Annotated in this window: 16 protein-coding genes and 2 tRNA genes; 12 read left to right on the top strand and 6 right to left on the bottom strand. The window is 61.8% G+C overall.

Annotation, left to right across the window (positions count from 1 at the left end; translation table 11 throughout):
* Window positions 1–69 precede the first annotated feature (69 nt).
* Complete coding sequence (locus EN804_RS02515; protein WP_246693347.1) at window positions 70–516, bottom strand: hypothetical protein; 447 nt, start codon at window positions 514–516, stop codon at window positions 70–72.
* A gap of 105 nt (window positions 517–621) precedes the next feature.
* Between EN804_RS02515 and EN804_RS02510 the strand changes: the two genes are divergently transcribed.
* A complete protein-coding gene (locus EN804_RS02510) occupies window positions 622–981 on the top strand; it encodes a hypothetical protein (protein ID WP_127279644.1) in 360 nt (119 codons plus the stop codon).
* Here EN804_RS02510 and bhcR read toward each other — a convergent pair whose 3' ends face one another.
* Window positions 982–1,803 carry an HTH-type transcriptional regulator BhcR gene (bhcR, locus tag EN804_RS02505; RefSeq protein WP_135918643.1) on the bottom strand — a complete coding sequence of 274 codons (822 nt, stop codon included), beginning with the start codon at window positions 1,801–1,803 and terminating at the stop codon, window positions 982–984.
* A gap of 207 nt (window positions 1,804–2,010) precedes the next feature.
* Here bhcR and gcl point away from each other — a divergent pair, with 207 nt between their 5' ends.
* The 3 genes from gcl (at window position 2,011) to EN804_RS02485 (ending at window position 5,771) form a co-directional block, all read left to right on the top strand.
* Entirely contained in the window at window positions 2,011–3,792 is a 1,782-nt protein-coding gene (gcl, locus tag EN804_RS02500; RefSeq protein ID WP_135918642.1) for a glyoxylate carboligase, read from the top strand.
* Window positions 3,793–3,863: 71 nt separating this feature from the next.
* Complete coding sequence (gene hyi / locus EN804_RS02495) at window positions 3,864–4,661, top strand: hydroxypyruvate isomerase (protein ID WP_135918641.1); 798 nt, start codon at window positions 3,864–3,866, stop codon at window positions 4,659–4,661.
* Between the two features lie 135 nt (window positions 4,662–4,796).
* On the top strand, window positions 4,797–5,771 hold the full coding sequence (locus tag EN804_RS02485; protein WP_135880279.1) for a 2-hydroxy-3-oxopropionate reductase: 975 nt from the start codon (window positions 4,797–4,799) through the stop codon (window positions 5,769–5,771).
* Between the two features lie 124 nt (window positions 5,772–5,895).
* On the opposite strand, the gene EN804_RS02480 is transcribed toward EN804_RS02485, so the two are convergent.
* Window positions 5,896–6,744 (bottom strand): RNA methyltransferase, encoded by an 849-nt coding sequence (locus EN804_RS02480; RefSeq protein ID WP_135880280.1) that lies wholly within the window; start codon window positions 6,742–6,744, stop codon window positions 5,896–5,898.
* Window positions 6,745–6,928: 184 nt separating this feature from the next.
* Between EN804_RS02480 and EN804_RS02475 the strand changes: the two genes are divergently transcribed.
* A tRNA-Tyr gene (locus EN804_RS02475) sits at window positions 6,929–7,013 on the top strand.
* Between the two features lie 90 nt (window positions 7,014–7,103).
* Here the strand turns inward: EN804_RS02475 and EN804_RS02470 are convergent.
* Complete coding sequence (locus EN804_RS02470; protein WP_245512036.1) at window positions 7,104–7,397, bottom strand: hypothetical protein; 294 nt, start codon at window positions 7,395–7,397, stop codon at window positions 7,104–7,106.
* 70 nt (window positions 7,398–7,467) lie between these two features.
* On the opposite strand from EN804_RS02470, the gene EN804_RS37070 reads away from it, so the two are divergent.
* The 5 genes from EN804_RS37070 to EN804_RS02445 all read left to right on the top strand — a co-directional run bounded on the left by EN804_RS37070 (window position 7,468) and on the right by EN804_RS02445 (window position 10,213).
* Window positions 7,468–7,902, top strand: a complete 435-nt coding sequence (locus EN804_RS37070) for a hypothetical protein (RefSeq protein ID WP_189524448.1) — start codon at window positions 7,468–7,470, stop codon at window positions 7,900–7,902.
* A gap of 253 nt (window positions 7,903–8,155) precedes the next feature.
* On the top strand, window positions 8,156–8,587 hold the full coding sequence (locus EN804_RS02460; RefSeq protein WP_135918771.1) for a hypothetical protein: 432 nt from the start codon (window positions 8,156–8,158) through the stop codon (window positions 8,585–8,587).
* A gap of 389 nt (window positions 8,588–8,976) precedes the next feature.
* Window positions 8,977–9,387, top strand: a complete 411-nt coding sequence (locus tag EN804_RS02455; RefSeq protein WP_135918640.1) for a DUF427 domain-containing protein — start codon at window positions 8,977–8,979, stop codon at window positions 9,385–9,387.
* A gap of 11 nt (window positions 9,388–9,398) precedes the next feature.
* The gene (locus EN804_RS02450; protein ID WP_135918639.1) at window positions 9,399–10,007 is read left to right on the top strand and encodes an isochorismatase family cysteine hydrolase; all 609 of its coding nucleotides are present in this window, start codon (window positions 9,399–9,401) and stop codon (window positions 10,005–10,007) included.
* Window positions 10,008–10,139: 132 nt separating this feature from the next.
* Window positions 10,140–10,213, top strand: a tRNA-Gly gene (locus EN804_RS02445).
* Window positions 10,214–10,290: 77 nt separating this feature from the next.
* On the opposite strand, the gene EN804_RS02440 is transcribed toward EN804_RS02445, so the two are convergent.
* Complete coding sequence (locus tag EN804_RS02440; protein ID WP_127869377.1) at window positions 10,291–10,755, bottom strand: YidB family protein; 465 nt, start codon at window positions 10,753–10,755, stop codon at window positions 10,291–10,293.
* Between the two features lie 130 nt (window positions 10,756–10,885).
* On the opposite strand from EN804_RS02440, the gene EN804_RS02435 reads away from it, so the two are divergent.
* Window positions 10,886–11,143 (top strand): GlsB/YeaQ/YmgE family stress response membrane protein, encoded by a 258-nt coding sequence (locus tag EN804_RS02435; protein WP_127279958.1) that lies wholly within the window; start codon window positions 10,886–10,888, stop codon window positions 11,141–11,143.
* Between the two features lie 107 nt (window positions 11,144–11,250).
* On the opposite strand, the gene EN804_RS02430 is transcribed toward EN804_RS02435, so the two are convergent.
* Window positions 11,251–12,138 carry a DMT family transporter gene (locus EN804_RS02430; RefSeq protein WP_127869376.1) on the bottom strand — a complete coding sequence of 296 codons (888 nt, stop codon included), beginning with the start codon at window positions 12,136–12,138 and terminating at the stop codon, window positions 11,251–11,253.
* A 293-nt stretch (window positions 12,139–12,431) separates the two neighbouring features.
* Here EN804_RS02430 and tuf point away from each other — a divergent pair, with 293 nt between their 5' ends.
* Window positions 12,432–13,607: an elongation factor Tu gene (gene tuf / locus EN804_RS02425; protein WP_135918638.1), complete on the top strand. Its 1,176-nt coding sequence runs from the start codon at window positions 12,432–12,434 to the stop codon at window positions 13,605–13,607.
* The last annotated feature ends 111 nt before the right edge of the window (window positions 13,608–13,718 follow it).

Here is a 13,718-nt window from a genome sequence, read left to right as displayed (position 1 = left end):
AAGTGGACCAACGACAGGAAAGAGGGGTTGCTAGGCAGCCCCTCTTCGTCGTTTGAACACCGTCTTTTTCTAGAGGTGCGTCTTCGTGTCGGTGTCGAGGGTCGGCAAACCGGCCGCGCGGCAGGAGCCGCCAATTTGAAGCCGGGCTGCCTCCGTCTCGTCGCCTATCGCCACCAGTTCAAAGCTGCTTGCGGCTTCCGGATAGACCTTGGCGATGAATGGCTTGTCGCCATGGACGCCCGACGAGGCCTTGGCGCTGACGGTGCCGCAGATCACAATCTCCCGGTGGCCGTTCAGCGTTCGCTCGCCGGCGAGCATCGTCCCGAACTTGGCGGAGGCCGGATCCGGCAGGTGTTGGCGGACACCGGACGTGATGATCTCCTCCAGCGCCAGCGAGATCGGAATGGGATTGACGCGTTGGTCGCCGGCATCGGGTCGAGGTGCCGCCGCCACGCACCCGTAAGTGAAGTCACAAGCAAAAGCTGAACCGGTTTCCTCATTCGCGCCCTTTCGCATGCATCCAGGCGCCACGGCAAGACGGTCAAATCCCATGCGGCCGGCGGTATACAGCGATTTTCGGAGCGTCTAGTCTATCCCGGTGCCAACTGAGGGGAGGGTGGCTTGGACGAGCAGGACCCGAAAGAAGACCTGATCGAAACGGTTTTCCGCAACGGCACGGTCACCACTGTCGGCATCCTGCTGGCATTTTCGTTGGGCTTCATAACCCATTGGGCCGCCAACCCGATCCCGTGGCAGACCTACCACCTTGTCGCCGTTTTGCCGATCCTGGTCGGCATCGCCTTGCAGATGCGGGCACTGTCGCTGCTGCTCGACACAAGATCCCTGCAGCGGCGGGTCTATGAGCGTGCCAACCGCATCTTCATGGCCGGCCTCGTCTTTACCGCCTGCGGTGTCGGCATGGCGATCCTGCTCGATTTCTTCGACATAGCGGCCAAAAGCGCGCTGCCCGGCGCGGGTTGATCAGCCGGCTTGCACGCCGCCGATCATCCGCGTCACTTCGGTTGCCGCATTGCGCACCAACGGCCCGATCTCGGCCAGCCGCTCCGGCGTCACCCGGACCGTCGGCCCCGACACGGAAACCCCGCCTATCGGTTCGCCATATTCGTTGAAGATGGCGGCGGCGACGCAACGCATGCCGGGGTGGCGCTCCTCGTCGTCGACCGACCAACCGCGATGCTTGATAACAGCCAGATCGTGGGCGAGGGCGGAGATGTCGGACAGGGTCTTGTCCGTATAGCGCTGCAGGCCCGCCTTGCGCAGGATGGTTCCGACGCGCTCCGGTTCGAGATGCGCCAGCACCGCCTTGCCGATGCCGGAGGCATGGAAGGGGCTGCGCGTGCCGGGCCGGAAGAAGGCGCGGATCGCCTGGTGTGTTTCGACCTGGCTGACGAAGACCACGCAGTCATCTTCGGCGACGCCGAGATTGGCGGTCTCGCCGGTATTCTCCATCAATTCCTGCATGACGACGCGGGCGCGGTCGACCAGCTTGCGGCGGCGCAGGAACGCCGCGCCCATGCGATAGGTCTCGACACCGATCGACCAGAGCTGGTCCGACGTATCGAACTCGACCATGCCGTGGTTTTCGAGTGTCGTCAGCATGCGGTAGGCGGTGGAGGCGGCGAGCCCGCTTTGCGCCGATATCTCGCTCAGCGACAGGCCGCTGCCTTCCGCGACAATGGCCAGGATACGCAAGGCCCGGTCGAGCGATTGCACCGAGGCAGCTTCGGTCGGACCATTGAAGGAGCGCGGGCGCCCGCGCTGACGTTTTTCGCTGGTTTCCATGGTCGGCATTCTCGGCCGTTTCTGCCAAGATGCAATGAAAAAGTTTTTCATGAAATTCTAGGCTCAAATCCTGGAAAAGGGAAAAGTAAACAAAATCAGTTGGTAGAAGCTGTTTTCTAGAAATGAAAAAATATTCTGGAAAAATTGAAAAATTACCCGCCCGGTGACATCCTTAGCCATCCAACAATCATCTCGTGGAGGCTGGAAATGGCCAGGATGCGCGCTGTCGATGCCGCCGTTCTCGTTCTCGAAAAGGAAGGCATTTCCTGCGCCTTCGGCGTGCCGGGCGCGGCGATCAATCCGCTGTATTCCGCGATGAAGGCGAGGGGCACCATCCGCCATGTCCTTGCCCGTCACGTCGAGGGCGCCTCGCATATGGCCGAAGGCTATACCCGCGCCAAGGCGGGCAATATCGGTCTTTGTATCGGCACTTCGGGGCCGGCCGGCACCGACATGATCACCGGGCTCTATTCGGCCGCGGCCGATTCCATTCCGATCCTGTGCATCACCGGACAGGCGCCGCGCGCGCGCCTCAACAAGGAGGATTTCCAGGCCGTCGACATCGCCGCCATCGCTGCGCCCGTCGCCAAATGGGCGGTGACGGTGATGGAGCCCTATCTGGTGCCGATGGCGCTGCAGAAGGCGTTCCACTTGATGCGCTCGTCGCGCCCAGGTCCGGTGCTGATCGACCTGCCGGTCGACGTCCAGCTGGCCGAGATCGAGTTCGACATCGATGCCTATGAGCTGCTGGCGCCGTTCAAGCCGGCGATGACCCGCGCCCAGGCTGAAAAGGCGCTGGCGATGCTCAATGGGGCTGAGAAGCCGCTGATCGTCGCCGGCGGCGGCATCATCAATGCCGACGCGTCCGACCTGTTGATCGAATTTGCCGAGATTGCGGGCGTTCCGGTCATCCCGACGCTGATGGGCTGGGGCGCCATCCCCGACGACCACCGGCTGATGGCCGGGATGTGTGGACTGCAGACCTCGCACCGTTACGGTAATGCGACGATGCTGGAAGCCGACTTCGTCTTCGGCATCGGCAACCGCTGGGCCAACCGCCACACCGGCTCGGTGGACGTCTATACCAGGGGAAAAAAATTCATCCATGTCGACATCGAGCCAACGCAGATCGGCCGTGTCTTCGCGCCGGATCTCGGCGTTGTCTCGGATGCGGGTGCGGCGCTGAAGATCCTGCTCGACGTCGCCACCGAGTGGAAGACGGCGGGCAAGCTGCGCGACTGGTCGGGCTGGGCCAAGGAATGCCAGGACCGCAAGAAGACCATGAAACGCAAGACCCATTTCGACCAGGTGCCGCTGAAGCCGCAGCGTGTCTACGAGGAGATGAACAAGGCGTTTGGCCGCGACGTCACCTATGTCACCACGATCGGCCTGTCACAGATTGCCGGCGCGCAGTTCCTGCATGTCTACAAGCCGCGTAACTGGATCAATTGCGGCCAGGCCGGCCCGCTCGGCTGGACCCTGCCGGCAGCACTCGGCGTGCGCGCCGCCGATCCCGACCGCACCATCGTGGCGCTGTCGGGCGACTATGATTTCCAGTTCATGATCGAGGAACTGGCCGTCGGCGCGCAGCACAAGCTGCCCTACATCCATGTCGTCGTGAACAACGCCTATCTTGGCCTGATCCGCCAGGCGCAGCGCGGCTTCTCGATGGACTATGAGGTGAGCCTGGCCTTCGAGAACATCAACCGGACTGACGATCCGGAGGGCGGCTACGGCGTCGACCATGTCGCCGTCGCCGAGGCGATGGGCTGCAAGGCGGTCAGGGTGCGCAAGCCGGAGGAATTCGCCGGCGCCTTCAAGCAAGCGGAGCGGTTGATGAAGGAACACCAGGTTCCAGTCGTGCTCGAATTCATTCTCGAACGCGTCACCAACATCTCGATGGGCACCGAGATCGACAAGATCACCGAATTCGAGGACCTTGCCGAACGTCAGGAAGACGCGCCGACCGCGATCGTGATGCTCGACTGATTTTGTTTGAGCATCGGATTGCCCCAAAACTGGTTTCCACTTTTGGGTCCGATACTCCAGGGAGAAAAAGAATGCCGCGTTTTTCAGCCAATCTGTCGATGCTCTTTGGCGAGGACGATTTCCTCGACCGCTTCGATGCCGCCGCCCGCGCCGGCTTCAAGGGTGTCGAATATATCGGCCCTTATGATCATGCGCCCGAGGTGGTCGCCGCCCGCCTGAAAAAGAACGGCCTGACCCAAGTGCTGTTCAACCTGCCTGCGGGCGACTGGGCCAAGGGCGAGCGCGGCATCGCCGTGCTGCCGGACCGCGTGCCGGAGTTCCGCCAGGGCATCGCCAAGGCGATCGCCTATGCGCAGGCGCTGGATTGCAAGCAGGTCAACTGCCTGGCCGGCATTGCGCCGCAGGGCATTGCACGGGACACGCTTGAAAATGTCTTCGCCGAAAACCTTGCCTTCGCGGCGGAGAAACTGGAGCAGGCCGGCATCAAGTTGCTGATCGAACCGATCAACACGCGCGATATCGAGGGTTTCTTCCTCAAGTATTCCGACCAGGCGCTAGCGCTGATCGACCGCATCGGCTCCAAGAACCTGTTCCTGCAATACGACATCTACCACATGCAGATCATGGAGGGGGATCTCGCCCGTACCATCGAAGCGAACCTTCCCCGCATCGCGCATATCCAGCTTGCGGACAATCCCGGCCGTCACGAGCCGGGGACGGGCGAGATCAATTTTCCGTTCCTCTACGAACACATCGACCGGATTGGTTATTCCGGCTGGGTGGGTGCGGAATACAAGCCAAAGGCGGGTACGGACGCCGGGCTGGGCTGGTTTCGGGAATTAGCCGGGCAGGGCAGCGCGGCGGCTTAGCCGTCGGGAACTACCAACGTCGGCGCTGCCCTCACCCTTGCCCTCTCCCCGTGAAGAACGGGGAGAGGGCATCGCCAGCGTCGGAGCGCTTCCCTTCTCCCCGTCACTATACGGGGAGAAGGTGCCGGCAGGCGGATGAGGGGCAGCGCCAGCCTTTCGACGAAGTCGAACGAGATATTCAGGAGAACCACAATGGAAACCATAGGCTTCATCGGCCTCGGCATCATGGGCGCGCCGATGGCGGGGCACCTGCTCGATGCCGGCTATAGGGTCATCGCCAGTGACCATCGCTCGAAGCCACCAGCCGATCTTGCCGCCAAGGGGCTGAAGACTGTCACCGGCCATGCCGCCGTGGCCAAGGCGGCCGACATCATCATCACCATGGTTCCCGACACACCGCAGGTGGCCGACGTTCTGTTCGGCGACAACGGCGTTGCCGTTGGCCTCTCCGAAGGCAAGCTCGTCATCGACATGAGTTCGATCTCGCCGATCGAGACCAAGGAATTCGCAAAGAAGATCAACGAACTCGGCAGCGACTATCTCGACGCGCCGGTTTCGGGCGGCGAAGTCGGCGCCAAGGCCGCATCCCTCACCATCATGGTCGGCGGCGACGAAAAGACCTTCGAGCGCGCGAAACCCGTGTTCGAGAAAATGGGCAAGAACATCACTTTGGTCGGGCCGAATGGCGTCGGACAGACGACCAAGGTCGCCAATCAGATCGTCGTCGCGCTGACCATTGAAGCCGTCGCCGAAGCGCTTGTTTTTGCATCGAAAGCCGGCGCAGACCCGGCCAAGGTCAGGCAAGCGCTGATGGGCGGGCTGGCAGCGTCGCGCATTCTCGAAGTGCATGGCGAGCGCATGGTCAAGCGCACTTTCGCGCCGGGCTTCCGCATCGAACTGCACCAGAAGGATCTCAACCTGGCGCTGGAGGGTGCGAAGGCGCTCGGCGTGTCGCTGCCCAATACATCGACCACCCAGCAGTTGTTCAACTCCTGCGCCGCTAATGGCGGGGCGAAGGAGGATCACTCGGCGCTGGTCAGGGCGCTGGAGCGGATGGCCAATTTCGAGGTCGGCGGCGAGGCGGCTGAAGTGAAGGGCAAAGCGGCATAGGCGGGAGAGGGCGGCACAATGTTCCCAGGCCGCCAGCTCTTGTCCTACACAAGAACGGGTTCCAGCGCTGTCGCTGGAACCCGTTTCTCGTTTCGAGATGTTTTGGCAGGCGGCTTGCCGCGGCTCAGCCGCGCTTCAGAAATGCCCGCGCCGCATAAAGGCTCACCGCCGCGGCGTTCGACACGTTGAGCGAGCGGATGGCGCCGGGCATGTCGAGGCGGGCCAGTGTCGTCACCGTCTCGCGCGTCTTCTGGCGTAGGCCCTTGCCCTCGGCGCCGAGTACCAGTGCTATCCTGTCGCCGGCAAAGCTGGTTTCGAGTTCCGCCTGCCCGTCCGAATCGAGCCCGATGGTCTGGAAGCCGGCCTCGTGCAGTTGGCCGAGCGCGTCGGCGAGGTTCTTCACCTCGATCTGGTCGATATGCTCCAGCGCGCCGGAGGCGGATTTCGCCAGCACGCCCGATTCTTGCGGGCTATGGCGCGCCGTGGTGATCAGCGCGCCGGCGCCGAAGGCGACCGCCGAACGCAGGATGGCGCCGACATTGTGCGGATCGGTGACCTGGTCGAGCACCAGCACCAGCCTGGTGTCGCCAAGCGCGTCGAGGCGCTTGGGCTTCAGCGGCTCGGCCTCTATCAGCACGCCCTGATGCACGGCGTCCGACCCGGTGACCTTGTCGATGTCCCTGGGTTCGACCAGTTCCGCCTTGAAGGGCAGGGCGGCAAGATCACCGATCTCGAGCCGTTCGGCGGCATTGCGTGTCACCAGCATTTTTTTGATCCGGCGGCGCGGATTGTCGAGGGCGGCTCGCACAGTGTGCAGGCCATAAAGGCGCACCAGGCCATCCCCGGCGCTTTCGCCCGGTGGTACGGGTTGGCGAGGCCTGAACGCCGGCGCGCCGCCGCTTTTCTCGTCGCGAAAGGCGCGGCGGAGCTTGGCGTAGTGGGTGTCTTTCGGGGTGTTGGAATTGTTGCTCATGGCCGGCTTCTATAGCCGTCTCCTCCCGCCAAGGATATGCCCTGTCGCCGCAGCCGGCGAACAACATCGAAAAACCCTTCCTGCGCGGTTGACACCCACTGGCCTTGCCGCCATAAGGCGCTTCGCTGATTTCGGAGAAGACAACTCGGGTCCGGATCGGCGTGAATGGCTCCGGCGGCAGACTGGAGAGGTGCCCGAGTGGTTAAAGGGGACGGACTGTAAATCCGTTAGCTTAGCTTACGTTGGTTCGAATCCAACCCTCTCCACCACTGCCGGCCCGGAAACCCTGAAACGTGAAAAACATCGGATCGAAAAGGTGCATCGCGCTTTTCGGGTCAATCCGGCACCCCGGGTGCCGATCACGTTGTCGTCTGGATGATCAATGTCAGCGTGCCATCACCATCGATGTTGGCCGCGACGACCTGTGAAGAGTTGAGCCCGTTCGCCCTCAGCGCCGTTGTTGCCTGAGGCGATGCGTCGATGGAGTTCTGCAGCCGCAGCAGATCTTCCGCACTTGTCTGGGTAATCACGGCTTCCGCCTGCGCTTTGATTTCCGCGGGCAGATCCTCGACGGCGACAATGGCAACACCGGTGAAATTCTGGTCGGCAGCCCCTTGCTCGGGCAGCGGTATCTGGTCCGGCTCGGGCTCCAAGGGTGTCGTCTGAGGAACGGGTGTCAGCAGAGGAACCTGCGGGCTGATGGCTTGCCCATGGAGGGGCTGCGTGACGACCACTCCGGAAAGCACAGCAACTATCATCAACATCCGCATCGTCGTTCCCTGCTTTTTTCGAAACGTCGAGGACAACCCTTCTGCCGGGCGATGGTTCCGTACCACGGCAGCCGCTGCGCAATTTCAGTCGCCCGCTTGCCGCTGGAGCGGCTGGTTTGGAATCGTGCCTCCCTACGAAATCGACAATTGGTTCCAAATGCGCGACCATTGGAAAATGGGACGCCAATTGGACGACAAACTCGATTGCAAGGCTTGCGGGACGATCCAGATGGACATTCCCGACGATGCCAAGGAGTCGACGCCAATTTATTGCAGCAATTGCGGTGCCTTCCTCGGCGAATGGGGTGAATTGCAGGACGATTTCTACCGCCAGGCTCACGGCACCGAAGCATTCGACCTGCGCGACGGGAACATTATCAAGAAGTAGGACGCGATAAACGCAACCTCCGGACTGCCCGCCGGGGTGCTAGGTCGCTATGGGAGACCGGCCCTCTATCAGCAGAGGCCCGCAGAGGTTCATAGATGCGCGCCTTTCAGTGACCGCTGTCAGCGCATTTAGGATCCGGTCAGTCGCGTTCGGTGGCGCCGAATTCTTCCGGTTTCGCGCCTTGTCGAAGCACAGCCGCGCGATAATTTCCTTGAAGGCGTGGGCGCTTCTCCCTTCACGACAGGAGTTGACCATGAAACACCAGACACTCGACCAACTGCAGGCCGTCGCCAGGATTGAATCCTCGGCGCCACATTCGGAAATGACCCGAGAAGAGCGGATCGCGCGATGGGCCGAACTTCTCGATCAGAATCCCGAGCGATGCCTTGGCGCGTTTAGAGGGACCGAACATCTGCATCCGGAGGTACGCGCCATGGCACGCGGCGAAGGGTCGGCGATCGCTGTTGCCTTCGAAGACCCGGTGCTGCGCGCGTCGGGTCTAAGGGATGACACTTATGGCGAGGCCAAGCGCTTCTTCGAACTGAATGACTGGCAACTGCACGACATCGTTTGCGATTGTCACGTAGGCGCCACCATGAAAGCGGGGCGGGCCGCCGCTCGGGTCCGCGCGACAATTGGCGGCAACAGGTTTCTTGCCTGGTTGAGGCAAAGGATCATGTTCTGATGCGTGCCGGGCGGCTCAGGTGAGGACCGTCATCTGTTCGCGACCGCACGGTGCGACCCACCTGATCCGTCTTGTCGATCAGTCCCTGTGTTCGTGGCATAGCCGAACGGCTGCACGTTACTCCTTCTGCGTCCCGCCGGCGACGGCGGCGGCAGACGGGCACTGTGCGTCCTACAGACGGTTGGTCCTGGACGCTGTCGGGCACTTCCAACACGTGAGGCCTCACAAGAGGTTTCGCGGCTGTTGATGTGCTTTCTCAACAGTTTCGGCAGCTGATAATCGCTGCTCAGCGGTTCCATTCGGCTTCAATCGCACAAGCTGGAACCTGATGCATCACCGCGCATTTCGTCTCCATTGGTGGATCGAAACGATAGCCAGGGAGAATTCGGATGCAAACTTCAGCCGCGACTTCAGGACACGACTTTCGCCAACTGACCATAGAACCGTTTGCCGGAACGGTGACGGTGCGATTTTCCGACGCCGTGGTCGCGGCCACGGAGCACGCGAAAGTTCTCAGGGAAGAGGGACAGGAGCCGACATTCTTTGTCCCTTTCGAGGACATCTATTTCGACCTTTTCGAAAAGACCAACACCACAAGCAGCTCACCGCTCAAGGGAACCGCGAGCTATTGGCGGGTCCATGCTGTCGGTAGCTCGGCCGACGACTTCATGTGGACATACGAGACGCCCGATACTGCAGCGCGGGCCATTGCAGGTCATGGCGCTTTCGATCCGCGAAAGGCGCGCATCGATGTCGACCCGATGGAGGACAAACAGCACACCCCCCATGTCATGGAATAGGATTATCTTCCATGTCGATGCCGGGCTTGGCATATGGTCCGTTGGGGCGCCGATGCATGCATGTCTGCGTGGATATGCAAAGGCTGTTTGCCGAGCCGTCGCAATGGGCGACCCCCTGGATCACCCGTGTCCTTCCTCGAATCGAGAGGCTGGTCGAAAGACGAGCGCCAGAGACCGTCTTCACGCGCTTCCTGCCCGCACAAAAGCCCGGGCAGGGCGTTGGCACATGGAAGCGCTATTATGAGCGCTGGGCCTCGATGGCGATCGAAAATATCGGGTCCGAAATGGTCGACTTGTTGCCGGCACTGGCCGCTTACTGCCCGCCGGCGGCCGTCATCGACAAGCACATATACTCGCCCTGGTTCGAAGGTCACCTCAGGGCCTTTCTGAACGAACGCGACATTGACACGCTGGTCATCACCGGCGGCGAAACCGACGTGTGCGTTCTGGCTACGGTGCTCGGAGCGATCGATTTCGGCTATCGCGTGGTTCTCGTTACGGACGCGCTGTGCAGTTCTTCCGATGCCACGCATGACGCGCTGTTGACCGTTTATCACCAACGGTTCGCACAGCAGGTGGAGACGGTCGAGATGGAGACGGTTCTCTCGAACTGGGTCTGACTTGCCGGTCGTCTGCCAGGCATTCGATGCCTACGACTTGCCTCCAGCCATCGGGCCTGGCCTGCAATGTCGATTGGGTCGCGAGAGCTTCTTGACCTTCGCAACCTTGTCGAATAGCTAGGGCGTGCGTGCGCGGGTATGGTGAAATGGTATCACATGAGCCTTCCAAGCTCTTGGTGCGGGTTCGATTCCCGCTACCCGCTCCAGATTTTCAGCTACACATCGGCAAGCCGAAACACTGCGCGGCAGGCGCGCAGCGCTTCAGGCATTGGCGTGCGCCGCGCTAGCCGTTGAACGCGGACGCGACCTGGTGCTGCTGCGGCACCTGGCCGTTCGGCGTCAGCTTGTCGACGATGCCGGGCAAGGCAGCCGATAGTTGCTTGAGCAGCTCCTGTTCGTCGAGCCCCGTCCGTTGGGCGATCTCGCGAATGACTTGCGGTCCGATTGCGTTGCCCAGCTCATTGGGGTTGATCGATTGGTTCTGCCCGGTGCCGACCCACGAGTCGGCGACATTGCCATGGCCGGCATTCTTGAGCTTGTCGAGCAGGCCGCCCAGTCCGCCGAGCAGGCCGCCGTCACCAGATGCGGTTCCGGCGGCAGTGGGATCGGCCGGCACGGGTGCTTGAGGCTGGTCCGGCTGTTCGGCGCTTCTGCCGCTCAGCATCTTTCCGACCAGCAGCGCACCGAGCGCGATCATCAGCGGTTTGGTGATGTTGCCGCCGGGAACGGCGTTGTCAAAAAGTCCCATAGTGGATCCTCCATCTGGCCAAGCCCTGCCCATCGTCAACATTGGCGCAATCGGGCGGAATTTCAAGCTGGCTTGTGGTTTTGACATTCATATGAAAATGTCGGGTTGGCGGGGGATGGAGAGGAAAAAAATGGGTATCATCAGCTGGATCATTCTCGGCGTCATCGCCGGCTTCATCGGCAGCAAGATCGTCAACAAGACTGGTCAGGGCATGATCATGGATATCGTGCTCGGCATTGTCGGTGCCATTGTCGGCGGCCTGATCTTCAGTGCCTTCGGTGCTTCGGGCGTCACCGGCCTCAACATCTACAGCTTGATCGTCGCGGTCGTGGGTGCCGTCGTGGTGTTGTGGGCCTATCATCAGTTCTCGGGCAAGCGGACCATCTAGGCGTCGGCAGACTACCAGCTCTGCCGAATCCCGAATTGCGATAATCCGCCGTCGGTGCTGCCTGCGCTCACGGCATCGGAAGCCATATGCCGGCGTGCCGCCGCGGATCAGGCGACCACGGCCAGCCGACGCTTGCGCTGGTCCAGCGACACGATGGTCAGCCCGCTGCAGACGACCAGCAGGATGCCGCAGACCGCCAGTGCATTGGGGAATTGCCCAAACACCAGCAGGCCGGAAATGACGGCCCAGACCGTGAAGCAGTAGTAGAACGGCGCTACCGCTCCGGTCGGTCCGACGCGGTAGGCCATGAAGATGAAGAAGTGGCCGAAGATCAGGAAGAAACCGGCTCCCGCCATCAGCAGCAGGTGATGCGCCTCCGGCGCCACCCAGCGCTCGGAAACCAGATGCGCGGTGCCGGCGCCGATCAGGACCACGACGACCGCCGAGATCGCCACGATCATTCCTGGCACTTCGGCGGTGATCTTGCGGCCGGCCAGATCGCGGGCGGCGGCGAATGTCGCGTTGCCGAGCGCCAGCAAGGCGTAGACCGAAATGCCTTGCATCGTCGGCTGCGCCACCATCAGCGCGCCGATGAAGCCGAGTCCGATCAGCGCCATGCGTTGGCCGCCGATACGCTCGCCAAACAGGATCGAGGATCCGACCAGCATCAGGAGCGGCGTGATCTGCCCCAGCGCGGTGGAATCGGCGATCTGCATGTTGGCGAGCGCGACGACGTAACAGAGGATCGCCGCCAACTCGAGCAGGTTCCTTCCCAGCACCCGCTTGTCGAAGATCAGAGGGACTTGCTTGCCGTAGCCGAGCGCAAACAACAGCGGAAAGCCCCACAGCGTTGCCGCGGCACCACGCAGGAAGAGCACTTCGTAGGACGGCAAGCCGGCAGTGGCGAGCTTCATCATCGTGTCGTTGACCAGATACGACCCGGTCGAGACGATCATGAACAGCGGGCCGCGAATGGCAGTCGGGATGAAATGCATCTGCGCAGGAAATCAGACGCGGATCGTCGCCGCAATGGGCCATGGACCGCCAACAAACCCAACAGTGAGGGATGTAGAAGCCGCAGGAAACCCCGCATTGCTCCGTCGGCCTTCGCCCATTCCATTTTCAATGTCGCGTCCCTATATCGGTGCCATATCCCCGCAATCGGATCATGGGTTCTGGCCGAGTGAGATGGCGCCCGGGCAAAAGACGCTTGTGTTTTTTGGCCTTTCTCGCTAATCGCCCCGCATTCGACTGAACTGAAGGTCCAGGCCGTCCAAGGAAAGAGACTATGGCAAAAGGTAAATTCGAGCGCACTAAGCCTCATGTGAACATCGGCACGATTGGTCACGTCGATCACGGCAAGACGTCGCTGACGGCTGCGATCACCAAGTATTTTGGCGAATACAAGCGCTATGACCAGATCGACGCGGCGCCGGAAGAGAAGGCGCGCGGCATCACGATCTCGACGGCTCACGTCGAATACGAGACCGAGAACCGCCACTACGCGCATGTCGACTGCCCCGGCCACGCCGATTATGTGAAGAACATGATCACCGGCGCCGCGCAGATGGACGGCGCGATCCTGGTCGTGTCTGCCGCCGACGGCCCGATGCCGCAGACCCGCGAGCACATCCTGCTTGCCCGTCAGGTCGGCGTGCCGTCGATCGTGGTGTTCCTGAATAAGGTCGATCAGGTCGACGACGCCGAGCTGCTCGAACTGGTCGAGCTCGAGGTTCGTGAACTGCTGTCGAAGAACGAATTCCCCGGCGACGACATTCCGATCGTCAAGGGTTCGGCGCTTGCCGCACTCGAGGATTCGAACAAGACGATCGGCGAGGACGCGATCCGCGAGCTGATGGCTCAGGTCGACGCCTACATCCCGACGCCGGTTCGTCCGCTCGACAAGCCGTTGCTGATGCCGATCGAAGACTTGTTCTCGATCTCGAGCCGTGGCACGGTCGTGACCGGCCGCGTCGAGCGCGGGGTGGTCAAGGGCGGCGAGGAACTGGAGATCATCGGCATCCGTCCGACGACCAAGACGACCTGCACGGGCGTTGAAATGTTCCGCAAGCTGCTCGATCAGGGCCAGGCTGGCGACAACATCGGCGCGCTGCTGCGCGGCGTTGATCGTGAAGGTGTCGAGCGCGGCCAGGTTCTGGCCAAGCCGGGCACGGTGAAGCCGCACAAGAAGTTCGTGGCCGAAGCCTACATCCTGACCAAGGACGAAGGTGGCCGTCACACGCCGTTCTTCACCAACTACCGTCCGCAGTTCTACTTCCGCACGACCGACGTGACCGGCATCGTGTCGCTGCCGGAAGGCACCGAGATGGTGATGCCTGGCGACAACATCACGGTCGATGTCGAGCTGATCGTGCCGATCGCCATGGAAGAGAAGCTGCGCTTCGCCATCCGTGAAGGCGGCCGCACCGTCGGTGCCGGAATCGTCGTCACCATCAAGGAATAATCGAGACCGGCTGCTGCCGGTTCGACAAGGAAAGGGCGGCCTCGGGGCCGCCCTTTTTTCGTTTCGTGCGCTTGGCAGCGCAAGTATTGCGAGGGCCTCTCAAAGCTGTTG

It is taken from the genome of Mesorhizobium sp. M8A.F.Ca.ET.161.01.1.1 (assembly GCF_004792105.1).
In the GTDB taxonomy this organism is placed as follows: Bacteria; Pseudomonadota; Alphaproteobacteria; order Rhizobiales; family Rhizobiaceae; genus Mesorhizobium.
Note: the sequence above shows the minus strand (reverse complement) of the source record. Positions and strands in the feature narration are given on the sequence as shown.